This window comes from Sphaerochaeta associata (genome assembly GCF_022869165.1).
In the GTDB taxonomy this organism is placed as follows: Bacteria; Spirochaetota; Spirochaetia; order Sphaerochaetales; family Sphaerochaetaceae; genus Sphaerochaeta; species Sphaerochaeta associata.
In genome coordinates this window covers 2,977,931-3,003,629 of sequence record NZ_CP094929.1, presented here as the reverse complement: position 1 = coordinate 3,003,629, position 25,699 = coordinate 2,977,931, and the positions used below count along the sequence as shown (strand labels likewise).

24 protein-coding genes are annotated in these 25,699 nt (G+C 51.9%); 14 read left to right on the top strand and 10 right to left on the bottom strand.

All coding sequences use genetic code 11. The features are described from left to right. Positions 1-7: 7 nt before the first annotated feature. The 6 genes from MUG09_RS13840 to MUG09_RS13815 all read right to left on the bottom strand — a co-directional run bounded on the left by MUG09_RS13840 (position 8) and on the right by MUG09_RS13815 (position 5,647). On the bottom strand, positions 8-649 hold the full coding sequence (locus MUG09_RS13840; protein WP_244772028.1) for a vWA domain-containing protein: 642 nt from the start codon (positions 647-649) through the stop codon (positions 8-10). Positions 650-722: 73 nt separating this feature from the next. Beyond that, entirely contained in the window at positions 723-1,697 is a 975-nt protein-coding gene (locus tag MUG09_RS13835) for a macro domain-containing protein (protein WP_244772027.1), read from the bottom strand. Between the two features lie 2 nt (positions 1,698-1,699). Continuing rightward, positions 1,700-2,629, bottom strand: coding sequence for a TIGR02452 family protein (locus MUG09_RS13830; RefSeq protein WP_244772026.1), 930 nt, complete (start codon positions 2,627-2,629; stop codon positions 1,700-1,702). 9 nt (positions 2,630-2,638) lie between these two features. Beyond that, the gene (locus tag MUG09_RS13825) at positions 2,639-3,883 is read right to left on the bottom strand and encodes a class I SAM-dependent methyltransferase (RefSeq protein ID WP_244772025.1); all 1,245 of its coding nucleotides are present in this window, start codon (positions 3,881-3,883) and stop codon (positions 2,639-2,641) included. Positions 3,884-4,088: 205 nt separating this feature from the next. Then, positions 4,089-5,114, bottom strand: coding sequence for an HD domain-containing phosphohydrolase (locus tag MUG09_RS13820; protein WP_244772024.1), 1,026 nt, complete (start codon positions 5,112-5,114; stop codon positions 4,089-4,091). 26 nt (positions 5,115-5,140) lie between these two features. Beyond that, on the bottom strand, positions 5,141-5,647 hold the full coding sequence (locus MUG09_RS13815; RefSeq protein ID WP_244772023.1) for a hypothetical protein: 507 nt from the start codon (positions 5,645-5,647) through the stop codon (positions 5,141-5,143). A 59-nt stretch (positions 5,648-5,706) separates the two neighbouring features. Here MUG09_RS13815 and MUG09_RS13810 point away from each other — a divergent pair, with 59 nt between their 5' ends. Continuing rightward, complete coding sequence (locus tag MUG09_RS13810; protein WP_244772022.1) at positions 5,707-8,829, top strand: GNAT family N-acetyltransferase; 3,123 nt, start codon at positions 5,707-5,709, stop codon at positions 8,827-8,829. On the opposite strand, the gene MUG09_RS13805 is transcribed toward MUG09_RS13810, so the two are convergent. Both MUG09_RS13805 and MUG09_RS13800 read right to left on the bottom strand, forming a co-directional pair. Further along, complete coding sequence (locus tag MUG09_RS13805) at positions 8,817-9,893, bottom strand: mechanosensitive ion channel family protein (protein WP_244772021.1); 1,077 nt, start codon at positions 9,891-9,893, stop codon at positions 8,817-8,819. The genes MUG09_RS13810 and MUG09_RS13805 overlap by 13 nt on opposite strands. Before the next feature lie 12 nt (positions 9,894-9,905). After that, positions 9,906-10,877, bottom strand: a complete 972-nt coding sequence (locus MUG09_RS13800; RefSeq protein WP_244772020.1) for a tocopherol cyclase family protein — start codon at positions 10,875-10,877, stop codon at positions 9,906-9,908. Between the two features lie 289 nt (positions 10,878-11,166). On the opposite strand from MUG09_RS13800, the gene MUG09_RS13795 reads away from it, so the two are divergent. From MUG09_RS13795 to MUG09_RS13775, 5 genes are read left to right on the top strand one after another with little or no spacing between them, the layout of a single operon-like run. Then, the gene (locus tag MUG09_RS13795; RefSeq protein ID WP_244772019.1) at positions 11,167-12,432 is read left to right on the top strand and encodes a KamA family radical SAM protein; all 1,266 of its coding nucleotides are present in this window, start codon (positions 11,167-11,169) and stop codon (positions 12,430-12,432) included. Beyond that, positions 12,426-13,403: a D-alanine--D-alanine ligase family protein gene (locus tag MUG09_RS13790; protein WP_244772018.1), complete on the top strand. Its 978-nt coding sequence runs from the start codon at positions 12,426-12,428 to the stop codon at positions 13,401-13,403. The genes MUG09_RS13795 and MUG09_RS13790 overlap by 7 nt, the downstream gene beginning before the upstream one ends. Then, entirely contained in the window at positions 13,400-14,344 is a 945-nt protein-coding gene (locus tag MUG09_RS13785; protein WP_244772017.1) for a D-alanine--D-alanine ligase family protein, read from the top strand. Before MUG09_RS13790 ends, MUG09_RS13785 begins: the two co-directional genes overlap by 4 nt. Continuing rightward, on the top strand, positions 14,344-14,817 hold the full coding sequence (locus MUG09_RS13780) for a GNAT family N-acetyltransferase (RefSeq protein WP_244772016.1): 474 nt from the start codon (positions 14,344-14,346) through the stop codon (positions 14,815-14,817). The genes MUG09_RS13785 and MUG09_RS13780 overlap by 1 nt, the downstream gene beginning before the upstream one ends. A 3-nt stretch (positions 14,818-14,820) precedes the next feature. Next, positions 14,821-15,279, top strand: a complete 459-nt coding sequence (locus MUG09_RS13775) for a GNAT family N-acetyltransferase (protein ID WP_244772015.1) — start codon at positions 14,821-14,823, stop codon at positions 15,277-15,279. On the opposite strand, the gene MUG09_RS13770 is transcribed toward MUG09_RS13775, so the two are convergent. Next, on the bottom strand, positions 15,274-16,206 hold the full coding sequence (locus MUG09_RS13770; protein ID WP_244772014.1) for a D-alanine--D-alanine ligase family protein: 933 nt from the start codon (positions 16,204-16,206) through the stop codon (positions 15,274-15,276). The two genes, MUG09_RS13775 and MUG09_RS13770, sit on opposite strands and share 6 nt — an antisense overlap. Positions 16,207-16,263: 57 nt before the next feature. Then, positions 16,264-17,745, bottom strand: a complete 1,482-nt coding sequence (locus MUG09_RS13765) for a glycoside hydrolase family 43 protein (protein WP_244772013.1) — start codon at positions 17,743-17,745, stop codon at positions 16,264-16,266. Positions 17,746-17,837: 92 nt separating this feature from the next. Here MUG09_RS13765 and MUG09_RS13760 point away from each other — a divergent pair, with 92 nt between their 5' ends. The 8 genes from MUG09_RS13760 to MUG09_RS13725 all read left to right on the top strand — a co-directional run bounded on the left by MUG09_RS13760 (position 17,838) and on the right by MUG09_RS13725 (position 25,669). Continuing rightward, complete coding sequence (locus MUG09_RS13760; RefSeq protein ID WP_244772012.1) at positions 17,838-18,041, top strand: hypothetical protein; 204 nt, start codon at positions 17,838-17,840, stop codon at positions 18,039-18,041. Positions 18,042-18,063: 22 nt separating this feature from the next. Further along, positions 18,064-19,014, top strand: a complete 951-nt coding sequence (locus MUG09_RS13755) for an ABC transporter permease (RefSeq protein ID WP_244772011.1) — start codon at positions 18,064-18,066, stop codon at positions 19,012-19,014. Between the two features lie 17 nt (positions 19,015-19,031). Further along, a complete protein-coding gene (locus tag MUG09_RS13750) occupies positions 19,032-19,910 on the top strand; it encodes a carbohydrate ABC transporter permease (RefSeq protein WP_244772010.1) in 879 nt (292 codons plus the stop codon). A 6-nt stretch (positions 19,911-19,916) separates the two neighbouring features. Next, positions 19,917-20,915, top strand: coding sequence for a 3-dehydro-L-gulonate 2-dehydrogenase (yiaK, locus tag MUG09_RS13745; protein WP_244772009.1), 999 nt, complete (start codon positions 19,917-19,919; stop codon positions 20,913-20,915). A gap of 1 nt (position 20,916) precedes the next feature. Beyond that, positions 20,917-21,699 (top strand): sugar phosphate isomerase/epimerase family protein, encoded by a 783-nt coding sequence (locus tag MUG09_RS13740; RefSeq protein WP_244772008.1) that lies wholly within the window; start codon positions 20,917-20,919, stop codon positions 21,697-21,699. Continuing rightward, the gene (locus tag MUG09_RS13735) at positions 21,680-22,915 is read left to right on the top strand and encodes a 4Fe-4S binding protein (RefSeq protein WP_244772007.1); all 1,236 of its coding nucleotides are present in this window, start codon (positions 21,680-21,682) and stop codon (positions 22,913-22,915) included. Before MUG09_RS13740 ends, MUG09_RS13735 begins: the two co-directional genes overlap by 20 nt. Beyond that, the gene (locus tag MUG09_RS13730) at positions 22,912-24,033 is read left to right on the top strand and encodes a Gfo/Idh/MocA family protein (RefSeq protein ID WP_244772006.1); all 1,122 of its coding nucleotides are present in this window, start codon (positions 22,912-22,914) and stop codon (positions 24,031-24,033) included. Before MUG09_RS13735 ends, MUG09_RS13730 begins: the two co-directional genes overlap by 4 nt. Before the next feature lie 61 nt (positions 24,034-24,094). Continuing rightward, positions 24,095-25,669: an extracellular solute-binding protein gene (locus MUG09_RS13725; protein ID WP_244772005.1), complete on the top strand. Its 1,575-nt coding sequence runs from the start codon at positions 24,095-24,097 to the stop codon at positions 25,667-25,669. The last annotated feature ends 30 nt before the right edge of the window (positions 25,670-25,699 follow it).

Below are 25,699 nucleotides of genomic sequence, written 5' to 3'. Positions count from 1 at the left end.
TTGGTTGTCACCGCTTCTTGCTTCGGCGCTTCTCAAAATCCTGCTTGATCCCTTCTTTCCAGTTCTCGGGAACCTTCTTGTATGTCCTGACGCTGCTGACCGCATCACAGACAACATTGAAGTTGACCTGAATCCCCTCGCTGTCGGCATGAAAGCTCTGAGCCCGGTCAGCTTGGATGCCGAAGTGGGAAGCAGTCTCTATCGCATCGATGTTTGCACCAAGGAAGAGGAACTCCCACTTCTCTTGCTGTTTTGCCTTGATCATTTCCTTAATCGCATCAGAGCTGTACTCCCTGCTTGCATTCTCCTGCCCGTCAGTGATGATGACCATCAGGATCTGCTCTGCTTTCATATGCCTTTGAACATTCTCTATTGTATGCACCGTCCGACCGATGGCATCAAGCAGCGCAGTACTGCCGCCCACACAATACTCCTTCTCCGTAAGAGGATTAACCGCTTTGATCGGGAGATGGTCATGAAGCAGTTCATACGTGTTGTCAAAGAGAGCCGTCGTTATGAAGCATTCTCCCTCAACCTTCTTCTGCTTGTCCAGCATCGCATTGAACCCTCCGATGGTATCGGACTCCAAACCGCTCATCGAACCACTCTTGTCCAGGATGAAAACCAATTCCGTTAATCCAGTTTGCATGTGAACGCCCTCCTTAGGCCCCTAAGGAGTACCATTTCCTTCATGCAAGGCGGTCACTTGGAAAGCGACATTTTCAGCTGCCAAGCAGCGGTTGGTCGTAACTGAACAGCACCTCATTGATTGCGAAGATGTCGTAGATCTGTTCCTTGATGAAATATTCGACAATGACATCGAACTTGCTTGCAGGCGAGAGAGCATAGCCGGCACGCTCAAGCAGCCAGGCCGTATCCTGTATGTCCAGCTCCAGTGCCAGGGCGAGGGCTAGAATTGTTTTCTTGCTTGGCAGGTAGCCCTTGCCGCTCCTGATCTTGGAGAAGTGCTTGCGGTCGAGATTGGCCCTCTTGTAGACTTCCACTTCTGATTTGCCTTGTTCCCTGATCATTCGTAACAGCGTATCAGAAAATGGTTCATCAAGGTTTTGCAACATGGCCTGTAAACCATCTTGCATTGGTGCCCCTGTCACCGGCTCAAAGACATGGTGTAGAGCCTGCAGCTCTTCATCCAGCAATGATCGGGCCTGCGATGGATCATATGCCGCATCAAGGTATTTCTGCACCTCATTGAGCAGGGGTGTGTGTATCTGTGTCCGATCGAAGAGTACCAAGGAGACTTCCATGTCAGAGTCCTTGAGGAAGCTTCGGATTGCATCAGTTGCCACCTTGACGGCTTTTTCCTTCGGATAGCCGTAGATGCCGCTGCTGATCAGAGGAAAGGCGACGCTTCTACATCGGTGTTGCTTTGCGAGTGCAAGACTGTTTGTGTAACAGGCACGAAGCTCTGCTTCCTCGCCGCTCTTTCCGTCCCTGTAGACAGGACCGGCTGTATGGATGACATACCTTGCCTTGAGATTGAAAGCCGGGGTGATAACCGCCGCCCCGGTTTTGATGGGGCCGAGGGCTGAACAGGCATTTTCCATCTGTTCTCTGCCTGCAGCCTTGAAAATCGAGCCGCACACCCCACCACCCATCTTAAGCTCGGTATTGGCTGCATTGACGATGGCGTCCGTCGAAAGCGTGGTAATGTCACCTTTGATGAGAAAAAATGGCATGTCTAACGTCCTTGGATGGGTTCAAACACCTGCTGAAATGGTTTGAAATTGCCTTCAGGGTTGAAATACCTGTATGAATTATGATTATCCAGAATTGCGAAGATGATATGCGAAAATTGGTTCTTGTAGAGAGGTTCCTCAAGAACCTCCTTGAACAACCGTGCGATATGGTTCGGTGGATTCTTGAACGCCCCGCAACCAAAAGCCCCGAGCACCAAGTTCTCATGGTCATGGACGAGGGCGATATTGAATATGGTCCTGATTTTTCGCTTGGTCGGCTCGATGAAGGAGTCCTCAAGCCAGTAGTGGTCGTTGTGGTCCCGCATCAAGTTGGGCTCGTTGATCGCCGCCACCGCCACGAACGAGAAGACCGACGGGTGTTCGAGCTTGGGATAACCTTCCTGTTCCGTTCCTCTGAACACCGCGACATGAGAGGAGTAGACACCGCCATGGTTTCGGTCCAGCGGATAGGACTCCTGTCGTCTAGGGACGTCGAAAGAGAGGCCGATATCGCTGAATTGGTAGAGCGAACGATAGTAGTTGGAAACTCGAAAGAGATACTCCTCCTGGGCTCCTGCCCCGCTGAGTACTCCTCCGCCGGGCTGGTGGCGGTTGGCCATGTTCAGCACCAGAGGGTTTTCCAACAACCTGGCGGCCTGCAGAGTATCGAGTTGTCTTACCTCTACGACGGAGCTCTTCTTCTCTTCGTGTCGGTTCGCCTTCAGCTCATTCTGGTAGAGGACTGAACCTTCAAGCATCGGCTTCTCATCACCAAAGATACGTTTTTTCCCGCCGGAGGACGTATAAAATCCCTTCCTTACATCCCCGACGGTATCGAGAAACACATCCCGCCGCAGAGCATGCAGCTTGTCATAGTCCTGCTCGCGAGAAGCCTTTTCGAATTGCTCATACCACCTTCCAGCGTCCCACATACCCAACTCCTACTGCAGTAGTTCGTCCAGATCCGAAAGCATCGCCTGTATTGTATCACATAATCGGGCGATCAGCCTGCTTTGGTTGTCGAAGGAAATTTCACCATCGAACGTGGTGCTGACAATGGCATCGATGCCCTTGCCCTTCTCAACCAAGGTATAAGGCTCATGCACCTTGGTTCTGAGCTTCTCCCTCCAAACATCCTGCAGGCTGCGGTTCCTGGCAGCCAACCAGAACTCGAAAGAGTTCTCCCTGTGCAGGTAAACGACGGCAAGCTTCAGTCCAAGAGGTTCAAATGCTTTGGGAACGAGGGCTATATAACTCATATCCTGATACCCCTGATAGAGAGACGTGACCTTTGCTTGGGGAAAATCCTCTTGCAATGCTGACTGCAAAGTGATTAGGAAGGAGAGAACCATACGATAAGCCCTCTGATGCATGCCCGACTGAAGGCTTTTGGTGTAGAGACTGAGCAGGGTATTGGAAGCAAGCTTTCTTTTTGCAACAGCCAGCAATTCAAAATCATCGCTGGTCAACGGCTTATCCCTGCTGAAAGAACCCAGTGTTGCACCAAAGAATTCTATGGTCGAAAACCCAAGCTTTTGAAGCATCGCCTGAATCTCACTGGGAATGTAGAAACGTTCGGTGCTGCTGACGCTGTGCTCGATCATATCGTCATCGGTGAAGATGGTTGTATTACTGTCGCGCATGCTGATTGCATCGAAGTGGTTCTCTTGGCATGCCGAGCCTGCATCATCGACGTTGCCGTAGAACTCGGTCAGGGAGTGGGTGAGCGGGAACAGTCCGTTGAGGGCGGTGAAGAGAAGAAGGGCGTCATCCTTCAGTGCTCTTGCAATGCTGACAAGTATTGCCTCATTCTCCTCGTCGGTCTCCATCAGGCAGAAGCCGCCTTCGCAGAGCATGATGGCGGCATCGAATCGACTTTCAAAGGGTAAACGGCGGGCATCGGCTTGGAGGAAGGTGATGTCCAGCATCTCCTTGGCCGCCTTTTCTCTGGCGCGTCTGAGCTGCGCCTCGCTTAAATCGATTCCTGTCACCCTATAGCCGCGCTTGGTCAACTCGATGGTGTGCCTGCCGGTTCCACAGCCTACATCGAGAATACTAAGGCTCTTGTCATAGCCCAATTCCTGTTCGATGAAGTCGCACTCACCAAGCGTACCTTGGGTGAAGGATTCGTTGTCGTAGTGCTCGGCATAATTCTTGAACAGAGAGACATACCAAGGATCCGCCATAAAAAGCCTCCTTGTCTCAGTCTCGCTCGATTTGGCACATAGGTCTAGTGGGCTGTAAATCATATTTCTTTAATTTTCTTCGGCCCAAACGCCGGGTAGCAGCGTTCTCGTCGGATCAGATATCGTAGATATCTTCTCCTTCTTGGCCTTGCTACTCACCGTTTTCGCTCGAAGCAAATATTCAAGTACTGGTGTTTACAGCCCACTAGAGCAGATATAACTCGTTTTCGATGAAAATATTTACCAAATCGGTATCGAACTGAGTTCCGCTGAAGAACTTGAGCTCCTCAATGGCAATCTCGGTGGGAAGGGCGGCCCGGTAGGCCCGGCTGCTGGTCATGGCATCATAGGCATCGGCAAGACTGACGATTCTCACTTCAAGGGGAATATCCTCACCCTTCAGCCCATCGGGGTATCCCAGCCCGTCGATTCGCTCGTGATGGTTGCGTACAATGGGGATGTAGCGCTTGAGGTAGGGAAGGTGTGTTACGATGCGTTGCCCGGCTTCCGGATGAGTCTTGATGATCGCATACTCCTCTTCGCTGAGCGAGGTGTCCTTATTGAGAATGTCTTCAGGAATGCTGATCTTGCCGATGTCATGGAGCAGTGATCCACCTTCAAGAATATCCAGAGTCTCACCGGGAAGGTTCAGTACCCTGCCCAGCGCGACAGCTAGGTTGCGCACCCGGTTGCAGTGCCCCTTCGTATAGGAATCCTTTTGCTCGATGGTTTCGCTGAACGCTTCCAAGGTAGCCATGGTCGTGTCCTTGAGGGAGATGAGAACCTCCTTGAGCTCGGTTTCCAGCAACGCCTGTTGATGCTGAGACTTGAACTGCTTTTCCAGCAACTGCCGCTCTTTCTCGGCCTGTTCAAGCACGCGCTTGACGGTGGCAAGCAGAGCCTCGCGGTGCACCGGCTTTGCCAGGTAATCGGCGGCGCCGAGGCGGATGGCACGCATGCCGGTATCGAGGTCGTTGAAGGCGGTGATCATAATGATGGGAATCTGGGGATAGCTTGCTGAAATCATCTCCAGCAGCTCAAGTCCTGAAAACCCCGGCATTTTAATATCCAGCAGAATAAGGTCGATGGAGTTCTCACTACCCTTGAGAAGGTTCAGAAGAGCGTTGCCCTCCTCGCAGGCAGTCACCAGGTACCCCTCTTTGCGCAGCATGATTTGCAGAATTTTACGGATAGCAGGATCATCATCAGTAGTAACAATATGTCTAGTCATTGCGAGCTTCTCCGGTTCCGCCAGCCCTAAAAGGGGATGAGGAAAGGTGTTGTCTTTTTATAGGACTCATATTGGGTGAACATTCTGGGAAACAGCACCAAATCCTCCAACGTTATAAGGGCGAGATTGCAGCATATGTATCCGAGGCACACCCAAGCAAGTGGAGCATACCAGAAATATGAGGCGGTCAACAAGGTGAAAAGAGAATACCAAAGAAAACCCGGATGCCTGCATATGCTGTACGTTCCCTTGGTATAGAGTGTCCCGTCCCCGTGCAAGGGGAGCTCCAAGAGGACCGAATAGATGGTCAGCAGCAGGAAAAAGCCCATCAGAAGCAGAAGGACGACTTGCAGAGCAACAGGGTGGGGGGAAGTATGGAGAAAGAAAAAGAAGACAAACGGAAGTCCTGTCAGGAAGAAGCCTGCATACAAAAGCCTGACAAGCCAGGTTTTTTTATACAGCAACGCAATATCGTATAGGGCTGCAAGCAAATACCCGCATGCTCCCAGCAGAAATAGTTTGATTAAGTTCATAAATTGACTTTATACTAATACAAATTTTACGTAAGTGAAAGAAAAAACGAGGAATCCCCATGATTATTGATGTCTCGACCATCATCCCTGCGGTAGCGTTTATCTTATATGTGTCATTTGTCATATTCGGATTTCTCCAATACAAGAAAGATCGTTTCTATTGGTCCTTCCAGCTCTACATGATTTTTGTCTCCATCTGGAGCTTCGGCTCGATGATGATGCACCTCAACAGCCCGTTGTATACGCCCCTGTTCTGGAACCGTATCATGCTCATCGGCCTTCTTTCGGTTCCCTACGCCCTGTGCAGCTTTGTTGTCGACATCCTGGAAATACAAAAACGGACGATTTTTGTCATCATCAAGCTCAGTTACCTGCTGATCATCCCCCTGATGTACCTCAATTTCTCCGGAAATATCGTCAGCGATGTAGGTTTTACTGCGGATAATTTATTCTACTATAAGCTCGCTCCTGGAGCTCTCTCTGCATACTCGTTAAGCTACGTCTATCTGATTTTCACCTTGCTTATGCTGCTCTTCGGGGCGAAACGACGCTCCAGCCAAGGGTTTCACAAGAATCTCGCCCTTCCCCTGATCGGTGTGGCCATCATGCTCATCGGCATTTTCATGAACGTCTTTCCCGAGCTCGGTCGCTATCCCATCGATATTTTTGCCGCCACCATCAACGCCGTTCTCCTGTTCTACACCATCTACAAGTACAAGCTGATCAACTACTCGCGTCTGGGGCTCTCCATCATCTACTCCACCATACTCGCGGCAGCTGCCTCGGTGGTGTATTTACTGATCTTCTCCTTCATCCAGATGAACAACTCCAACTTCGACCCGGGCAACATCTTCCAGCTCTCGTTCATCCTCGGAGTTGCTACGGTTCTGATCATTCATCCACTGCGCAACCTGCTCTCCTATATTGTCGATGTCGTCATTATTCCCAAGCGCCATCCCTATCAGACGACGATCAAGAACCTGAGCAAACGGCTTACTACCATCGTCAACCTCCACGACCTTGGCAACGAGGTGGTCAAGAGCTTGAGTTCGGGGCTGAAAACCGAGTGGGTAGTCTTTGTGGCGAAACGGAATGACGAGAGTCAGAAGTTTTTCCTGGTGGCCCACAACAACTGTCCAACCCCCTGCAAAATCGGCCAGGAAGTCTCCTTCTCATTCTCCGATGAGGTACAGCAGAAACTCGAGTTGTATAAGAAGGAGAACCAAAGTTCGGTCATCAGTGTGAATCCCGACGAGCAGCGCATGGAGGTCAGCAACTCCCTTCCCCCGGCTGATGTGCTCATCCCCTTGGTTTTCCGCAAGCAGATCGCCGGCTACATCCTCATCGGCTACGACCATGCCAAGGCCTTGATCAGTGAAATCGAGCGTGAGGCGTTGGAAATCCTTGCCGCCCAGAGCAGTCTCTCCTTGGAGAATGCACTTTCATTTGAGCAGCTGCGCATCCAAGGTGATGAACTGACCATGAGCAAGAACAAGCTGGAAGCCATTTTCAACGGGATTGCCTCCCCGGTTTGCCTGATCGATATCGATTATACCATCCAAGAGGCAAATACGGCTGCGGTTAACTTCTTCGGACAGGACCGCCAGACGCTCATCGGCGGCAAGTGCTACCGTGCATTCTTCCACCGCAGCCGTCCCTGTCCGTTCTGTCAGGGTCTTGAATGCCTGCACACCGGGGTATTGCAGGAGACAGAGGCCGATGTGGCCGACCAAGTCTTCTCATTTCAGTTCCATTCGGTCCGCTCCCCTGACAAGAGCAAGAGCGTTTTCATCGAGATCATCAACGACATCACCGAGCAGAAACACATGCAGGAGGAGCTGGTGCGGACCGAGAAGATGGCTGGTATCGGAACACTGGCCGCCGGCATCGCCCATGAGCTGAACAATCCGCTTGCAGGTATCGTCGGGACTGCCGAGATCATGCTCAGCGAGATGGAAGAGCAAAGTCCGCACCATGAGTATGTCCAGGATATCCTGACCTACTCCAAGACGGCAAGCGATGTCATCAAGGAACTTTCCATCTACAGCCGTAAGGAAGAGGTGAAGCAGACCCAGCAGGTGGAACTGGTCAGGGTGTTGGAGTTCTCCCTTCGTCTGGCACTGCGCGGCGTCGATTCACAGAATATTCGTGTTGAGCGCAACTACCATGCGCTTCCTTCCATTGAAGCCAATGAGGGCGAATTGCAGCAACTCTTCCTCAACCTCATCGTCAACGCCATCCAGGCGATGGACGGCAACGGCAAGTTGACCCTCAGTTGCGTGGAAAAGGATGGATTTGTCCAGGTGAAGGTCGGCGATACCGGCTGCGGTATATCCGAAAAGCATATGAGCCAGATATTCACCCCGTTCTTCACCACCAAGGCCCCTGGCAGCGGCACAGGTCTCGGGCTCTCCAACTGCTACAACATCGTAGAAAAAATGGGGGGACGCATCAGGGTCAAGAGTGAAGAGCAGGTGGGTTCTGAGTTCACCACCATCTTCGCCCTCAATGAGGAGAACAAGGAGAACATACGTTTCCAGCTGGTGACCGACCAAAACGGCATGAACGACGTATTCTTCATCCAACGCAAGGTGCTGGTGGGCGAGAAGGGCTATCTTGAGGAGTCGATTCACCGCAAGGTGGATGAGAAGGCGATGCACATCCTTGCCTTCCGGGGTCTGCATCCGGTAGGAACCGTCTCGCTGATGACCAGCGAACACTTCTGGCCGCTTCCCATCTCCAAGTACTTCGATATCCAGTCGGTTCTCAAGACACGCAAAGCGGCTGAGATCATTCGCCTTGCCGTACTTCCGGAGATGCGCAACACCTCCGCTTCCATCGGCTTGATCATTTTAGTATTCTTGCTCGCCCGGGCGACAGGGGTGGAGGAGTTGATCATCGATGTGTTTGCCGATGATGAGAAGACGATCAAGTTGTACAAGAAGTTCGGCTTTGTGGAGGTAGGCTCCTACAACTCTCCTTCTGCAGTTACGGTGATGGTGTTGCAAAGCAAATCCACCCTTGAGAAGGACAGAAGCCAGCTCAGGCATTTTGTACGGCCGCTCTTCTCACGGCTTAGAACCCTCTTCGACTTCGGTCCCTACACCCAGGCAGTCCATGATGAGATGGACCGCATCCTGAGTGTGGATAAGGAAGAGGAGGGCGAGGTTCAGGTCATCTGATCTGGCGAAAGGATTCGTTGCGTCGGGTAAGCAAATTCAATGCCCTCCTCTCGGAAGGTTTTTACCAATCTGAGGTTGAATTCCTGTTGTACGTTCATGAAGGCAACGTATTCTGGGGCAGGTATATAATATACGGTCTCAAAGATGAAAGCCGAAGAGCCGATGCTTTGGAAGTGCGACCTGTCGCAGACAACCCCTTCAACAACCTGAATTGATGCCAGTATGTCCTTGATGAGCTGAGGAATCCTTTTCAGCTTCTCCTCAGGTGTGTGAAATGGAACTGATATGGAGGAGATCACACGTCTTCGTTGCATCTGCTTGTAGTTGTGAATCCTGCTTGAGGTCAGATCGGAGTTGGAGATAATGAGAACCTCTCCGCTGAGGACCCTGATGCGGCTGCTCTTGATGCCGATCCGTTCGACTATACCCGACTTGTCACCGAAGACGATGAAGTCACCGAGGGCGAAGGGATGGTCGAAGAAAATCACAAAGTAGCTGAACAAATCTCCCAGGATGCCCTGGGCGGCGATGGCTACCGCGATACCGCCGACTCCCAGTCCTGCAAGGGCTGTGGTGATGTTGAAGCCCAGGTTGCTGATAAGGATGAGAAAACCTATCACCCATAATAGGAGCTTGACAAAGGAGAGCAGCGGCTTGAGGTTCTTCTCATGCTCGCGGTTTGCATACTCCTTCTCAAAATACTTGGAGAAACTCAGTTCAAGGGCTTTGTTGACCGACCGAACGATGATGATGGTCATGATTACGGCAAAGATAATCTGAACCACTCTCTGTATGCCCTCTGCGAACGAAACACTATTCAGAAAGACGGAGAGGGAAGCGAGGAAGAGCAGGGGGATGGCGATGCGCTTGATAAAGCGCAGCATGGGCAGAGCAGGGGCCTTTACGCTCCTTTCGTCCTGCATTTTCATGCTCTCAAGCTTCTTGATGCGCTTGCCCAGGATTGCATTCGCCGCAAGCAGTACCAACAGCGTTCCCATGAGCATGAAAAAGGAGACCATATAGTTCTCTTGAAAGGTTTGGATAATGTGTGTGATGTCTGTCATACACCCACTATACTATAATTTCTGCTTGCCATCCATCAACTTGGCTGCTTCACTGAACTCCAAACCTGCATGAATGCTGGTATCCTCAACGAGCAAGTCCCCTTGGGCGGTCTCAAGTCGGAGATACAGTGTCCCGTCAATGCTTTCATAGATGGTACGCTCCATACTTCCTTCTTTAGGGGCGGCAAGACCGCTTGCACCTCCCAATGCGCCTCTGAGGGTCAGGCGGTGTTTCTTGGTGATGATCACCGCCTCGATGTGGGTTTCTGTTGCATGCTGAATTACGAAGCGCGCGCGGGAGTAGGTTCCGAAGCGGATCAGGGAGTCTTTCAGTTGCACAAAGCCCAAAAACCCAATGAAGGCGAGGCCGTGGAAGGGAATATGGGCGATGCTGAGCATGACTGATACTCCTTCTCTGGAGAATGAATTGGCCTGCATCCAAAGATAGGCTTTGGGAAACGAGGATCCCCAGTCCTTTTCCATGTACCCGTTTGCATGTTCGAATTCGACACTGCGGCTGTTGAGCATAAACGTACCTGATGCCGAGCAGGTGGTGGCTACGACGGCGTGCAGGCACTCCATCTTCGGCACATAGGCATACCAGCCCATGATGCCGGGACTGGTGAGGGTGACAGGATACTTCTTTAACTCGGTAAACGAGAAGTCTGCTTGCAAGTCAAGATCCACGTCCTTGAGTCGGACATGCACCTCCTCCCTGCTGAACGAGTTCTCGCCGATGTGAATGAGAAAGCTGTCCTTGTCAGCAGAGAATGTTGAGAGTGGAAAACGTACATACCACGGTTTGTTCCGGGTGCTTGAGACAACCTGAATGAAGGCATGAGGATCCGAGGAGAGGGAGATACCGGGAATGAGGCACAGTACCTCATCGTGCATGGCGATCTTGAAGTACCAACCTTCAAAATAGTTGTTCTTTTTCTTGGATCCTTGGAACCGTTCTGGGTGGAAGACATTCCATTTTCTCATGCTGCTTCCTCTGTAATGGGTAGATGGTAGCAGAGAGGATGAAGGAAGGAAACAGAAATCGACATGTTCACCTTGCTTGTGAAGGCAGGCAAATCCGAGCAGATTTTTGTGGTTCTCTCTCGTTTGATATGATCCCTTTTCGGTCGAGCCGTCGTGCATAAAATACCTGTAAAATCATGCAGAAAAATACGCAAAATATAGCGACCTTTTTTTGCCTTGGTGATACACTGATGCTGACGAACACGGAGAGTCGAAAGGACCGTGAGTGTGGTCGTCAAGGACGATTTTTATGGGACAGTTCAATACTAACGAGCGTGTTATTATTGATGATGTCGAGCCTCCGCTTATACGGAGCGGTGCAGCCTCGGTTGCACCGAAACCCCATCACCAGAACGGCAGCCTTCATGAGTCGAGATTTCCTCTGGAAGGCAGGATCGAAGAGTTCAGGAAGCACTACTTCCCGGACGCGACCGATGCGATGTGGAATGACTGGCACTGGCAGCTTTTTCATCGAATCACCACCTACACCGACCTCTGTCGGTTCCTCACTCCCACACAAAGCGAACGTGAAGCCTTGGCGAGTGCGGATACCTTGTTTCCCTTCTCGGTAACCCCCTACTATCTCAGCCTCATCGATCCGAATGATGTGAATAACGCCATTCGCAGGACCGTCATACCCTCCATCGAGGAGTCGTATGTGGGAAAAGGCGAGAGCTCAGATCCTCTGGCCGAGGAGCACACCACCGCCGTACAGGGGTTGGTGCATCGCTATCCCGACCGGGTGCTCTTTTTGACCACCAGCTTTTGCAGCACCTATTGCAGGTACTGTACCCGATCGCGGATGGTCGGAGGTCACACCGAGGCTCTGCAGAACCATTGGGGAAAAGCGTTGGAGTACATCAGAGAACACTCTGAGGTGCGTGACGTGGTCATCAGCGGCGGCGATCCTCTTACCCTTTCCGATGAAATGCTCGATTACCTGCTCTCTGAGGTAACCGGCATCGAACATGTGGAGATGGTACGCATCGGTACGAAGGTGCCGATGGTCATGCCGCAGAGAATCAATGAAGGCCTGCTTGCCGTTCTGCGAAAATACAAACCCATTTACATGAGCATCCATGCAACCCATCCCGATGAAATGACAGCAGAAGCCGCAAGAGCCTGCAATGCATTATCTGACGCAGGTGTTGTTTTGGGCAGTCAGACAGTTCTGCTCAAAGGTGTCAATGATTCGGTACCGATTCTGACCGACTTGTTTCACAAGCTGCTGCGAGCCAGGGTGAAACCCTACTACCTCTTCCAGTGTGATCCGATTTCGGGCTCCGAGCACTTCAGGACGACTGTGGACAAGGGTAAGGCGTTGATGCAGGGGCTGAGGGGCTTTACCAGCGGGTATGCCATTCCCCAGTACGTCATCGATACACCCGGAGGTGGCGGGAAGGTCCCCATTCTCCCTCAGTATGAAGTAGGACAGGATGACGAGCACCTGTACCTCAGAAACTATGAGGGAAAGGTGTTCTCCTATCCCACTGCAAGGGAGACTGCAACGTGCTGATCGGAATGACCTATGACCTGAAGGACGACTACCTGAAGGAAGGCTATGAGCCGGAGTCGGTTGCCGAGTGCGACAGCCTTGTCACTATCGATGCCATCGATGCCGCCTTGCAGAAACTCGGGCATCAGACGGTGCGAATCGGCAACGTGAAGGCCTTGGTGGCAAGGCTTGCCGAGGGCAGGCGTTGGGATCTGGTGTTCAACATCGCAGAAGGGTTGTTCGGCCTGTTGCGTGAGTCCCAGATTCCGGCCCTCCTGGACGCCTATCAGATCCCCTATGTTTTCAGTGAAGGGTTTGTGCTGGCAATCTGCCTGCATAAAGGTTTCACCAAGGATGTGGTGAGAAAGGCCGGGGTGGCAACCGCTGACTTTTGTACGCTCTCTCATCCAGAGGACTACAAGAAAGTCGATCTTCCCTATCCGCTCTTTCTCAAGCCGGTTGCCGGTGGAACCGGCATCGGGATCACCGCTTCCAGTAAAGTCACAAATCCGGGGCAGCTTAAGAGCGTTTCCCAAGCCATGCTGGCTGCCTATGAGCAGCCGGTCTTGGTTGAGACGTACCTGAGCGGCAGGGAGTTCACCGTCGGCATCACCGGAACCGGTGATGATGCGGTGAGTACCGGCGTGATGGAAATCATCATCGATCACCAGAGCGACGGAGGCATCTACTCCTACAAGACCAAACAGGAGTATGTGACCACGACCCGTTATGAGAAGCCTGAAGCAGCTGCATGGAAAGCCTGCGAGGCAGTCGCCTTGGCGGCCTGGCAAGCGCTCGGGTGTCGGGACGGAGGGAGAGTCGATGTGAAGATGGACGAGAAAGGGGTGGTGCACTTCTTGGAAGTGAATCCCCTTGCCGGTCTTCATCCCATCGATTCCGACCTTCCGATTCTGAGCAGGATGCATGGGCTCTCCTACGATGAGCTGATCGCAAGGATTGTGCATTCGGCCCAAAAGAGGCTTGGCCTATGAAGGTTCTGATTCTCACCGATGTTCGAAGAAGCGGCATGCGAGAGGATGAGGCGGACACCATCGCCCAAGTAAAGGCGGTCAGGAAAGCTCTGATCCGCCTTGGTCATACCGTCGAAGTGGCGGCCTTCTCCTTGAACCTGATTCTCACTGCCCGCCGCATTGAGAAATCGGGGTGCGATCTTGTGTTCAATCTGGTGGAGAATCTCAGCTCAAGCCGTCTTTTACATCTGGTTCCCCTGTTGTGCCAGTCCCTCTCCATTCCCTGCAGCGGGGGTGGTGCCTATACGCTTTCGGTGACAGGGGACAAGGTGGTTGCCAAGAAACAACTGGACTTGGCAGGTCTTCCCACTCCCCCGTGGCTGGAGGAAGGCCATGGCGGCTCAAGCTTCCTTGGCGTCCCGTTGATGATCAAGCCCATCGCCCAAGAAGCGTCGGTGGGTATCAGCGATGCTTCGGTGAGGACGTTTGCTGAAGCTGGTGAGCTTGCTTCGTACTTGATTGACCATCCCGATCATTTTGCAGAACGGTATATCGACGGCAGGGAGTTCAATCTCTCCATCCTGCCGGGAGGCAGGGTGTTGCCGGTCTGTGAGATGCGTTTTGTCGACTACCCGAAAGAAAAGGTGAAGATTGTAGGGTATGAGGCGAAGTGGCTGCCGCAATCATTTGCCTACCAGCATACCCAGCGCTCCTACATCTTCCCTGCACAGGAGCAGGGTTTGATCGAAGAGCTGAAACGGCTTGCCCAAGCGGTATATACACTGTTTGGGAACAGTGGGTATGCCCGCGTCGATTTCAGAGTTGACGAGCAGAATAGGCCGTTCATCCTGGAGATGAACAGCAATCCGTGCATAACTGCCGACAGCGGCTTCATCGCTGCCGCTTCGCAAGCAGGCATGACCTATTGTGAGGTCATCGAGCAGTTGCTCAGGAGTCGATGATGCAGTTTCGTGAACAACCCATAGAGAAGGACATGGAGGCTGTAGCCTCCATCTTGAAAAACTCAGGCTTCTTCAATGAAGAGGAGCAGGAGGTCGGCGTATCGCTGGTACGCGAACGACTCGAGCAAGGAGAGGCGAGCCTCTACTTTTTCCAGTTCGCCCAAGAAGGGGAGCAGGTGCTCGGGTATACCTGCTTCGGGCCCATTCCTGGTACCAAATTCAGTTACGACCTGTACTGGATAGCAGTCGACCCTGCGTACCAACGGCAGGGTATCGGAGCACAGTTGCTCAGGCAGACCGAGGTGGAGATCGAGCGCAGGGGAGGCAGGCGCATCTACATCGAGACCTCCTCACAGCCTCTTTATGTCCCCACCCGAAGCTTCTACACCCGTCATGGATATATGTTGGAAGGGCAGCTGAAAGATTATTACGCTCCCGGCGATGACAAGCTGCTGTACGTCAAAGGGTGGTAAGGCATGGACATTGAAATTCGGAGCTTCCAACACACCTCTGATATCAGTGATATCGAAGGTGTACGCATCCTTGTGAGACATCAACTGACGTTCATCGGATATGAGCCGGATCAGCATGACATTGAGGCCGTCCTCTCAAATGCAATGAAACCGGAAAGCCGTGCAGTCCTTTGGGTGGCCTATTTGCAGGATAAGGCGGTCGGTATAGCCTTCGGCAATGTCTGCTGCGGGCTGGAAAGCGGGGGTGACTACCTGTGGCTCAATGAGCTCTATGTTGCAGAAGAGGCTAGAGCCCACGGCTTGGGGACGCATCTGTTGGCGGAAGTCCAACGTTGGGCGAAGGAAAGCGGCTGCACCTACCTTGCGATGGTGACCCATCCAAGGAATGAGCGGGCGCAGAGCCTCTATAAAGCTGAAGGGTTTGAGCTTGAGAGCTTGGTCTGGGTGGACAAGTATTTATAAAATAGCGGCTTGGTTAACCAATGATACAATCAGATCCTCAAAGCTGAAGTTCCACTCCTGGGCCAGATGGTAGAAACCGTAGAAGCTCGGATTTGCATTCAGCTCTAGAATAAACGGCCGATGGCTTGCATCGATGCGAAAGTCCACCCGTGCATAACCGTTGAGGTCGAAGGCCTTCCAGCAATCCTTTGCAAGATGTTCCAACTGCACGATGAGGGGTTTGTCAGCCTCGTCGTGGGTGTATTTTGCACTGATGTGCTCATACCCGAACGTCTGCTCGGTCCATTTGGCATCGTAGGTGATGATTTTGGCCCGATTCCCATACTCATTGAACACCCACTCATAGGGGGGGAGGATGTGCACATCCTTCCTCGTGCCGTACATGCAGACGGTGAACTCCCTGCCGTCGATGTACTGTTCGGCAAAGCAGGGGCAGCCTATTTGGGCTTCCTTCTCTTTCAGCCTCGTCTGAACCTCTGCGTGTTCGACAAGGCAGTGTTCGTCAAGGCCTACTGAAGCGTCCTGGGCGGTGGGTTTGATGAGGTACAGCCCTTTTTCGCTCTCCTTGCTGTATGGGGCGGGAGTCGGCAGATGATGCTCGGCCATCAGCTTCTTGGCAAGTACCTTGTTGGTTGTCAAGAAGAGATTTGCCAGGGAACAACCGGTATACTTCAGCTTAAGGCTTTCAAGTATTCCCGGGACCAGGTAGGAGAGCATCTCCTCCCCGGGTGCCGAGTCTACGAGATTGAAGACAACGACGTTCTTATCCAGCTGCTCGAGAGCAGAGAGAGAGTAGGGGAGCAGTGTCACCGAATATCCTTTTTGTCTAAGGATTTCTTCAATCCATTGGGCTTGACGGAGAATGTCCAGTACGTCCTCTGGGGCGTTCTGGGGGATGTGATTATGGAGGATGATTACCTGTTGCATGATGATGGTTCATCATTTCCCTAGGGGCAATGTTTGTCAAGGATGGAAGACCCCTTTTCAATCATGATCGATCAAGCTCATGCTCGAAAGGAATGTTGCCTTGCCTTGCTCTGCAAAGATGCCCAACAAGGTACCGGTGAAGCTCATATACATGGTGGTCTCACTGCAGAAGGAAGCGATGGATGCTGAACCGATGAGTGTGTCCCCTACAAAAAATTGGTATGAGGTGGTGTCGGTTGTGCAGGATAGTGTCACCTCGGTCCCTTCGCAGCGCAACAGCAGGGAGTTGGTTGCAGCTTCCATGTCATGGATGTGCCTGACCAGGGAGATGTGCAAGCAATCATCGGATATCCGCTGGACGACTAGTTTGCAATGATAATCACTGTTGTACCATGCAACCAAACCCGCTTTTCCTTGGAGGTCGGTAAGAGAAAGCCTGCACGTGAACGTAGAGCGGAACGATGTCTGCCTCAGTGCCAGAAGGGTGGGGTTGCCCAGGCTTGTTCCCAGCTCATCCTCTCCACAGAGTAGGAGATTCCCTTCAATCTGTACATAGCAATCGGATTTGGGAAGTCGTACCTTCAGCAGCGGATACTCTGCAAGCGGACGGGAGAAATCGACCAGCAGTTCAGGCCTTTGTCTTGAAGTATCATAAAGCAGCGGGTAGGAGAGCTCGACATGACCCTGGCTTCCAATGATCGGCCAATCATCGATCCAGCTCACAGGAGCCAAAAAGGTCTCTCTGCCCAGATTATGCAGCAGTGCCTTGCCGAATACCCTGACACCCAGAAAGACGGCGAACCACTGCCCGTCGGGAGTGCAGAACAAGTCGGCATGCCCTGTTGCCTGGATGGGGTGGCCCTTCCTATGGACATGGGAAAGGATCGGGGCGGATGCATGTTCCTCGTATGGGCCTTGCAGGTTTTTAGAACGGAAAACTTGGCAGTGATGCCCGTATTCGGTTCCACCTTCTGCAATCAACAGATAGTACCATTGGTTGCGAAAGTAGATGTGAGGGGCTTCGGTCGCACATCCGGTTACTCCGGCGGTGAGTAGCTGCATCGGTTCAAGCAATGTCCCTGTCGAGCAGTCAAGATAAGCACCATGGATACCTTTTTTCCCATTGAACATCCCGTTGGAAGTATAGAAGCATCGACCATCCTCATCGAAGAACAAAGAGGGGTCTATTCCTGTTTCACAGATGTGCATAGGTTTGCTCCAGGGACCCTTGATGGAGGTGCTTGTCATCAGGAAATTACTTTTCTTATGCTTGTTTGTGGTCACCAAATAAAACCGACCGGCATGAAACCTCAAAGTCGGTGCATAGATGCCGCTGCTGTTGTTGCACCCGGCCAGATCCAGGTGCTCCGGCTCTGTCAGAATCGACGTGCAGTACGTCCATTGAACCAGATTGGTGCTTTCATACACCGCAACACCGGGAACATATTCGAAGGTTGACACCGCAATATAGTAGCAACCATCAGCGTAACAAATGGATGGATCAGGATTGAAGCCTTTGAGAACGGGGTTTTCGATCATGGGTGGGAGTCCTTTAGCGTGAGACGTATGCTGGCTTGAGATAGCGGCATGGATATCGGTTTCAAGCATAAAAGAGCGGAAAGAGCGGGTCAATGGACAAGCATGAGGCCGATGCGACACATTTTTCTGCTGTGCCAAATTCTTCAATACTGTGTGTGGAAATTGCAAACCACGATAAGGGAACAAGTAAAAACTGGAAAGACGACGAGAGGAATATCGGCTGGAAAATTTTGGCATATGGGTTTTCGAACTGTCAATTTACAGATTTCCGGATGCATGAGAACAATGATGAGTGACTTGACGGAACTTGGAGGTTTCATGAAGCAACGTACATCTGAAGTGTCGGCAACCTGTAATTTGCCGCTTTCAGCAAAATTGCAAAGAGATTGGAAGCAGAACAAAACGCTGTATGCACTGTTCATTCCTGTACTCGTATACTATGTGGTGTTCCAATACGGGCCGATGCTCGGCCTGGTGATTTCCTTTCAGAATTATAAGCCAAGCACTGGATTTTTGGGCAGCAAGTGGGTGGGGCTTCAGCATTTTCGGGACTTCTTCACCGATTATTACTTCCAAAGAGTCTTGATGAATACGCTGCGGATAAGTTTTCTGACCCTGCTCTTCACTTTCCCCATGCCGATCATCCTGGCACTTCTCATCAATGAGTTGTCCAGCAAGCTCTATTCCAGAGCCGTACAGACCATCACCTACATCCCTCACTTCATCTCAATTGTTGTGGTTGTATCGATCATGATGGACCTTACGTGCCGGGACGGGGTCATTCCCCAGTTCCTGTCCCTGTTCGGTATTGCACCGACGACCATGCTCAATGAGAAGCAGTATTTCATTCCATTGTACATCATCTCCAATGTCTGGCAGAACATCGGGTGGAACTCCATTGTGTACCTTTCAGCCTTGACCGCCATCGATGCACAGTTGTATGAAGCGGCTAGGATTGACGGCGCCAACAAGTTTCGTCAGCTCTTGTCGGTGACATTGCCCTGCCTTCTTCCCACCATCATCATCATGCTGATACTGCAGGTAGGGAAAATGTTCAATGTCGGCTATGAAAAAATCATTCTCATGTACAACCCCCTGACCTATGAGGTTGCGGATGTCATCTCAACCTATGTGTACAGGAAGGGCCTCTTGGAAATGAACTGGAGTTATTCAGCTGCAGTAGGGATGTTCAACTCCATTGTGAGTTTCTTCCTGGTGTGGTTCACCAACAAGCTCAGCAAGCATGTGAGCGGAAACAGCCTTTGGTAAGGAGCAGGTCACCCATCATGAAAATTCGACAAACCCCGGGAGAACAGGTTTTCAATGCAGTAAATATTGGAATGTGCGCCGCATTGTCCCTGTGCATCATCCTGCCGATACTCAACATCCTCTTTGCTTCACTGAGCGATCCAGTGGAAGTGATGAAGCATCAAGGTCTTTTCCTTTGGCCAAAGAAGTTTACGCTGCAGGCCTATCAGGCGGTTGCAAAGAACCCCAATATCATTTCAGGCTACATGAACACCTTGTTCATCGTGGTGGTGGGCACCTCCTTGAACATTGTGCTTACGCTCATCGGATCGTATGTACTTTCCCGCAAAGGCGTATTGTTTAATAAGTTTTTCACTATGATGATTGTCTTTACCATGTACTTTCAGGGAGGGACCATTCCCTTTTACCTGACCGTACAGAACTTGGGATTGACCAATTCCCGATGGGCGTTGATCTTGCCGGTCGCAATGAATACATTCAACTTGGTTGTCATGCGCACCGCCATGGCGGCAGTACCCGACAGTCTGCCTGAATCGGCAATGATGGATGGGGCGGGCCATGCACGAATCCTGTTCTCCATCATGGCACCGCTGACAAAGGCGACGGTTGCAGTCATCACCCTCTATTATGCGGTATATCACTGGAACTCCTGGTTCAACGCCATGATCTTCCTGCATAAGAAATTCCAATATCCATTGCAGTTGATACTCAGGGAAATCCTTATCCAGGATGACACCAGCGTCATGTGCGCCGGTGGTGCTGAAGGCTTGGCGATGGCCAGCGATACGATCAAGTATGCAACAATCGTGGTGGCTACCGCCCCGATCCTGGCCATCTATCCGTTCCTTCAAAAGTATTTTGTAAAAGGCGTCATGGTCGGCGCGGTAAAGGGGTAAGCAAGCATGCGAGTAATGTATGATGAAATGGTTGCACAATTTGTACGGGTGCTGCATAAGCATGGAATAACCGGAGACGATGCAGATTTGAGTGCGAAACTGTTTGCCGATGCTTCGTTGGAAGGTGTGTACACCCATGGCCTGAACAGGTTTCCCAAATTTATCGCCTCCATCCAAAACGGGTCGGTGAAAGTCCATGCCCGTGCTGTATGTTCTGAGTCCTACGGCATGCTGGAACGATGGGATGGCCTGCAGGGTCCTGGAAACCTGAATGCATGGATCTGCATGAAGCGGGCGATTGGGCTTGCCAAACAGCATACGGTGGGAATCGTAGCCCTGAAAAACACCAACCACTGGATGCGTCCGGGCAATTACGGGCACTTGGCCTGTGAGCATGACTGCATCGGATTGCTATGGACGAATACAGTTCCCAATATGCCTGCCTGGGGAGGTACCGATGCAAAACTTGGCAACAATCCACTGGTGGCGGCGATTCCTCATGACGAGGGACCGGTCCTGCTCGATGTGGCGATGTCGATGTTCAGCTACGGCAAACTGGAGAAATACAAGCGGGAAGGGGTGCTTTGTCCGGTTGATGCCGGTTTCGATGCTCAGGGAAATCTGAGCAGGGACCCTGCCAAGGTGCTTGAAACCCATCAGGTTCTGCCGATCGGGTATTGGAAAGGGGCAGGCTTGTCCTTGGCTCTGGACCTCATCGCAGCAACTCTTTCGGGAGGGAATTCCACCTGCCAAATTGGAAAACTGCCTGTCGAAACCAATCTCAGCCAGTGTTTCATTGCAATCAATCTCTCCTCATTTCCTGACAGACAGGCTCTCAAGCGAAACATTGCAGCAACCCTTGAGGATCTGCAGGCATCGGTGTGCAGGGAGGAAGGAACTGCCGTACACTACCCCGGCCAGGGAATGCAGCAGGTTCGAAAAGAGAATCTTGAGCTCGGCATTCCTGTTGACGAGGGCATTTGGAAGAGTGTGTTGGAGGCATAGGATGATAGTTCCCGGGTTGGTTTCCGTTACCTGCAAGCGCAGCAGCGCCGAAGAAATCATCACATATGCAAAGGCGTTGGGTCTCTTGGCAATAGAGTGGAGCGAGAATTGGCATATCAAGGCTGATGACCTCCAACGTGCCGGTGAGATCGGGCGCCTTACCCGGGCATCAGGGTTGGTCGTCGCCGGATATGGTTCCTATTTTCGCCTCGGAACGGGATTGGACCCGACTCCCTCAATCAAGGCTGCAGCGCAAATGCAGGCACCGGTGATCCGCATATGGGGTGGGGACAAGCCATCGAACCAAGTCAGCGACGGGGCGTACAGGCTCTTGGTTGCAGAAACAAAAGCTGTTGCCGACCTGGCAGGGGAGTACCAGTTGCAAGTCGCCTTGGAGTGGCATAAGAACACCATCACCGACACCAATGAGACGGCTGCAACATTTCTAGCGGATGTAGGAAGAAGCAATTTAAAAACGTTGTGGCAGCCGCATCAGAACCTAACGGTACAACAGCGACTGGAAGGTTTATGCAACCTCAAGAAAGCTGTGCAATATCTGCATGTCTACCACTGGGACGAGCAGGGAAGAAGGCCGTTGGAGGAAGGAACAGACGAGTGGATGCAGTATCTGGCAGCTTTTCAATCATCGGAATCGAAGTTTGCCCTGCTTGAATTTGTGAAGGGTGACAGCCTTGAGCAGCTTAAGAACGATGCACACACCCTCATTGCATGGATAGAAAAAAACAACCAGATAGGAGAGAGAAATGGCCAACCTATACAGTGACGCCTTTGATATGATAAACCCGTTTGTCATTGCATCCAGCCCTGCGACACAAGGGGCGCGCAACGTCCTTAAAAGTGCCGCATGCCGCCCCGGTGCAATCGTACTACGGAATTACGGGCATGGTTCAGGAGGAGGAAGTTTCTTCCATCCCGATGCCGAAGCCGTATACAAGGGGAAGCAGGCATTTCACAGCCATGCTGTCGGAAATCAGATCCCCGATACCATCACCACCTTGGAAGCATATTGCGAGGAAGTGAGAACCATCAAGGCCCAAATGGATGGCGATATCAAACTCTGGGTCTCCATCGGGCATTACAGTGATATCGTGAAGGGTGGGAACTGGGAGGCTGAATGGAAGCGGCAAGCCAAGGAGTTGGCTCTTGCCGGAGCCGATGCCTTTGAACTGCATTTCAATACTCCCGGGGTCGCGGTAGCAAAAGACCGTCAATTCAACTATTACCAACTCGTAAGCTCCTGTACACAGATGATCAGGGCGACCGTCCCTACGGTTCCCGTCATGGTGAAACTGGCAGTGGAAAGTTGTGATGCTCTGACTTCCATGCGTCATGCAGTCGCTGCCGGGGCTTCAGCGGTCGGTCCCACTGCTCGCTGGAAAGGTTTTTACTTTGATCTGGATTGGAAGACGACCCAAGCAAGACCTGGTGCCGGCTATGGGGGCACCCAGGCGAACCCCATCGTCTGTTACACCGTGGCCGAGGCTCGCTCCAAGGGAATAACCATCCCCATGTTCGCCGGAGGAGGGGTCTATAGCTTCGATCAGGCGATCAGATTAATCATGGCCGGCAGTGACCTTGTCCAGCTGGGCACCTTGGCCTGCAGTGCAGGACCCCAGGCCTGCAAGCGCTTGATCGAGCAGGTGGGAGCATGGATGGACGATCATGGGTATACCGACATCCCCAGTCTCAAGGGAGATGCCTTGAAGTTGTTTTCCATGCCCGATGCATTTGCAAAAGATCGGCAGAACCGACTCGGTTCGGCCTATATGGCCGCCCAAGTCGAGCAAGAGCTCTGCATAGGATGCGGTCGCTGCGCTGATGTTTGTTGGCATGAAGGCATTGAGCTCGTCGGAAGGAAGGCGCACAAGCGTGATGCCTGTATTGGTTGTGGGTATTGTTTCCAGGTTTGTCCCACCAAGGCCCTGCATGTTGAGCAAGCAACAATTCTTGCATCGGCTTTTTCCGGGGAGAAACAATGAAAACGGTGAAGGTGCTGCTTGTCGGTGCAGGCGGGTATGCAAAGAATTATGTCCAGGCCTTGCTTTGCATGCATGACGACGCGGTAGTGTTTTCCGCCGTCGCCGACCCCTGTCTTGCCACAAGCGGCTTGCAGCAGCAGTTCGTCGAGCACGGGGTTGCACAGTACGGGTTCCCTTGCCAAGCGTACGCAGAGCATCAGTTTGATCTCGTGATCATATCCAGCCCCATTCATACCCATTATGCCTATATTGTTGAGGCTCTGGTGCATGGGTGCAATGTGCTGTGTGAGAAACCGGTGGTTCTGGATGAGCATCAACTTGCTGATTTGCAGAGAAGACAGAAAGAGAGCGGACTTTTTATTGCCGTCGGCTTTCAGCAGTGCTTTGACCGTGGGTTGCTTGCACTCAAGCAGGATGTGCTTTCGGGTATGTTCGGCAAGCCTGTCCGATTGAAAGCACTGCGATTCATGCGTCGGGGTGATGCGTATTACCAGCGCAACAATTGGGTGGGAAGGATCATGGTCGAAGGACAACCGATTTATGACAGTCCTGTGTCCAATGCCTGCGCCCATCAGCTGCAGACCATGTTGTTCCTGTTGGGCGCGTCGCTGACCGACTCTGCCGGCATCCGGCAAGTTGAAGGTTTTCGCTATCGTGCACGACCGACCTTGGAAACGTATGACGCTGCCGCTCTTCGAATCACAACGACACAAGAGGTCCCCCTCTTGTACTATACCGGTCATTGCGTACAGGAGAAGCAAGTCGGCCCCATCGGGGAGTTCGAGTTTGAAAAGGGCCGCATTGTGCTGGATGGTGATGGATTTACCGCCATGTTCGGTGATGGGACGGTCAAGCGGTATGCCGAAGAGGGGCAGAATCCAACTATGCACAAGCTGATGGACGCCCTTTCCTGTACGAGAGACCATGAGAAACCTGTATGCACCGTCGATGGTGTAGCTTCCCATACAGCAGTGGTTCTTGCTGCCCAGCAACTGCCTTTGATTCCCTGCAACGCACGATATGACCTGATTGAAGGGGATGGCACGTATGTGGTTCCTGCATTGATGGAACGCTGTCTGAAGGCGTATGAGGCTTGGTCCCTTGACGATGCCCGGTAACATGCAGGCATGTGCCTGTTTGAATAAATGGTTCTGGCTTGTATTCCCAAAGGAGGAAACAATGAAAAAGATTGTGAGTGTGGTTCTGGTACTCTCGTTGGTACTGGGAACGGTTTTCGCTGCAGGTGTCAGCGAAAAGAAAAGTGAGGTTGCTGCGCAAACCAAGTTGACGTACTGGGCGCCGTTGAATCCCAATATCTCTTCGGTGGTACAGGACTTTTCCCAGACCGAGTACTTCAAGGAGTTGATGAAGAGGACGAATACCTCCATTGAGTTCCAGCATGTCAGTGCTGCAAACGATGGTGTAATGACCGAAGGGTTCAACATCCTCATTGCATCCGGCAACTACCCTGACATCATCGAGTACAAGTGGATCGACTATCCAGGCGGTCCCCAGGCGGCCCTTGATGACAAGGTGATCATCCCCCTCAATGATGTATTTGCAAAGTATGCACCGAACATCACCAAATTTTTGAACGAGCACCCCGATATCGCTAAAATGATCAGCACCGATGACGGCACTTATTACTGCTTCCCGTTCCTTCGCGGTGAAAGCTATGAGAACAACAACCTTCTTTTCACAGAAGGGTGGGTGTGGAGAACGGATCTGTTGTCAAAAGCCGGTATCACCCGGACGCCCCGTACTCCTGATGAGCTGTATACCGCTTTGAAGGCTCTTCAAGGCATCGGTGTGAAGATCCCCCTTTCACTTCGCAAGGACCATGTGAGCAGGGTGCTCGCTCCGGGTTTTGACAGTTTTGATGATTTCTATGTTGAGAATGGAGTTGTTCGCAATGGTCTGATAGAACCCGCTCGCAAGGAGTATCTTGCCTATACAGCAAAACTTTACAGGGAAGGACTGCTGGACAACGACTATCTTTCCATTGACAAGAAGAGTCAGGCCGTAAAGGTATTGAACAGCATCTGTGGAGCTACGTATGCACCGGGTGGATCGGGAATCGGGACATGGCTCCCTGCCATGCAGCAAAGCGATCCTTCAGTGCACATGGTTTCCGCTCGTCCCCTTTCTCCTTCGGCCGACCGATATTCCAAGTTTGCCAAGATGTCGAACATTTACTCAAACTCCGGTCCGTCGGCTGCAATCTCCTCCAGCAGCAAGAATGTCGAAGCGGCTGCAAAACTGCTGGACTACAACTTCTCCGAAGCGGGACACCTATTGGTCAACTTCGGCATTGAAGGCGTAACGTATACCATGGTGGACGGATATCCCAAGTATACCGATGTCATCTACAAGAATGCGGATGGGCTCACCCTCAGTCAGGCGATGGCTATGTACATGCGTTCAAGCGTAAATGGACCTTTTATCCAGGATCCACGATATCTGGAGCAGTATTACAGTATTCCCGAGTTGAGTGAGGCCATCAATCTTTGGGCCCAGACCGACTACGGCAAGTACATCATGCCTCCGGTGACGGCAACCAGCGAGGAAGCAAGTGAATTGGCGAAAATCATGAACAACGTATTGACCTATGCCAATGAGATGGAGTCGAAGTTCATCACCGGTGCCATTTCCATCAATGAGTTCGATGGGTATGTCAAGCAGCTGAAGAATTTCGGTATCGAGCGGGCGATTGCCATCAAGCAGGCCAACTACGATCGCTATATGGCAAAATAATTCTCGTATGTTACAAGGGTGGGCCGACAC

Excerpts from the sequence above, each read along its gene's own strand:
- MUG09_RS13760 (WP_244772012.1), top strand. The coding sequence starts at position 17,838 with ATGGACAAGCATGAGGCCGATGCGACACATTTTTCTGCTGTGCCAAAT.
- MUG09_RS13800 (WP_244772020.1), bottom strand. The coding sequence starts at position 10,877 with ATGAGAAAATGGAATGTCTTCCACCCAGAACGGTTCCAAGGATCCAAG.
- MUG09_RS13765 (WP_244772013.1), bottom strand. The coding sequence starts at position 17,745 with ATGATCGAAAACCCCGTTCTCAAAGGCTTCAATCCTGATCCATCCATT.
- yiaK (WP_244772009.1), top strand. The coding sequence starts at position 19,917 with ATGCGAGTAATGTATGATGAAATGGTTGCACAATTTGTACGGGTGCTG.
- MUG09_RS13785 (WP_244772017.1), top strand. The coding sequence starts at position 13,400 with ATGAAGGTTCTGATTCTCACCGATGTTCGAAGAAGCGGCATGCGAGAG.
- MUG09_RS13810 (WP_244772022.1), top strand. The coding sequence starts at position 5,707 with ATGATTATTGATGTCTCGACCATCATCCCTGCGGTAGCGTTTATCTTA.
- MUG09_RS13815 (WP_244772023.1), bottom strand. The coding sequence starts at position 5,647 with ATGAACTTAATCAAACTATTTCTGCTGGGAGCATGCGGGTATTTGCTT.
- MUG09_RS13730 (WP_244772006.1), top strand. The coding sequence starts at position 22,912 with ATGAAAACGGTGAAGGTGCTGCTTGTCGGTGCAGGCGGGTATGCAAAG.
- MUG09_RS13770 (WP_244772014.1), bottom strand. The coding sequence starts at position 16,206 with ATGCAACAGGTAATCATCCTCCATAATCACATCCCCCAGAACGCCCCA.
- MUG09_RS13775 (WP_244772015.1), top strand. The coding sequence starts at position 14,821 with ATGGACATTGAAATTCGGAGCTTCCAACACACCTCTGATATCAGTGAT.
- MUG09_RS13825 (WP_244772025.1), bottom strand. The coding sequence starts at position 3,883 with ATGGCGGATCCTTGGTATGTCTCTCTGTTCAAGAATTATGCCGAGCAC.
- MUG09_RS13805 (WP_244772021.1), bottom strand. The coding sequence starts at position 9,893 with ATGACAGACATCACACACATTATCCAAACCTTTCAAGAGAACTATATG.
- MUG09_RS13725 (WP_244772005.1), top strand. The coding sequence starts at position 24,095 with ATGAAAAAGATTGTGAGTGTGGTTCTGGTACTCTCGTTGGTACTGGGA.
- MUG09_RS13740 (WP_244772008.1), top strand. The coding sequence starts at position 20,917 with ATGATAGTTCCCGGGTTGGTTTCCGTTACCTGCAAGCGCAGCAGCGCC.
- MUG09_RS13795 (WP_244772019.1), top strand. The coding sequence starts at position 11,167 with ATGGGACAGTTCAATACTAACGAGCGTGTTATTATTGATGATGTCGAG.
- MUG09_RS13780 (WP_244772016.1), top strand. The coding sequence starts at position 14,344 with ATGCAGTTTCGTGAACAACCCATAGAGAAGGACATGGAGGCTGTAGCC.
- MUG09_RS13735 (WP_244772007.1), top strand. The coding sequence starts at position 21,680 with ATGGCCAACCTATACAGTGACGCCTTTGATATGATAAACCCGTTTGTC.
- MUG09_RS13750 (WP_244772010.1), top strand. The coding sequence starts at position 19,032 with ATGAAAATTCGACAAACCCCGGGAGAACAGGTTTTCAATGCAGTAAAT.
- MUG09_RS13835 (WP_244772027.1), bottom strand. The coding sequence starts at position 1,697 with ATGCCATTTTTTCTCATCAAAGGTGACATTACCACGCTTTCGACGGAC.
- MUG09_RS13820 (WP_244772024.1), bottom strand. The coding sequence starts at position 5,114 with ATGACTAGACATATTGTTACTACTGATGATGATCCTGCTATCCGTAAA.
- MUG09_RS13840 (WP_244772028.1), bottom strand. The coding sequence starts at position 649 with ATGCAAACTGGATTAACGGAATTGGTTTTCATCCTGGACAAGAGTGGT.
- MUG09_RS13830 (WP_244772026.1), bottom strand. The coding sequence starts at position 2,629 with ATGTGGGACGCTGGAAGGTGGTATGAGCAATTCGAAAAGGCTTCTCGC.
- MUG09_RS13755 (WP_244772011.1), top strand. The coding sequence starts at position 18,064 with ATGAAGCAACGTACATCTGAAGTGTCGGCAACCTGTAATTTGCCGCTT.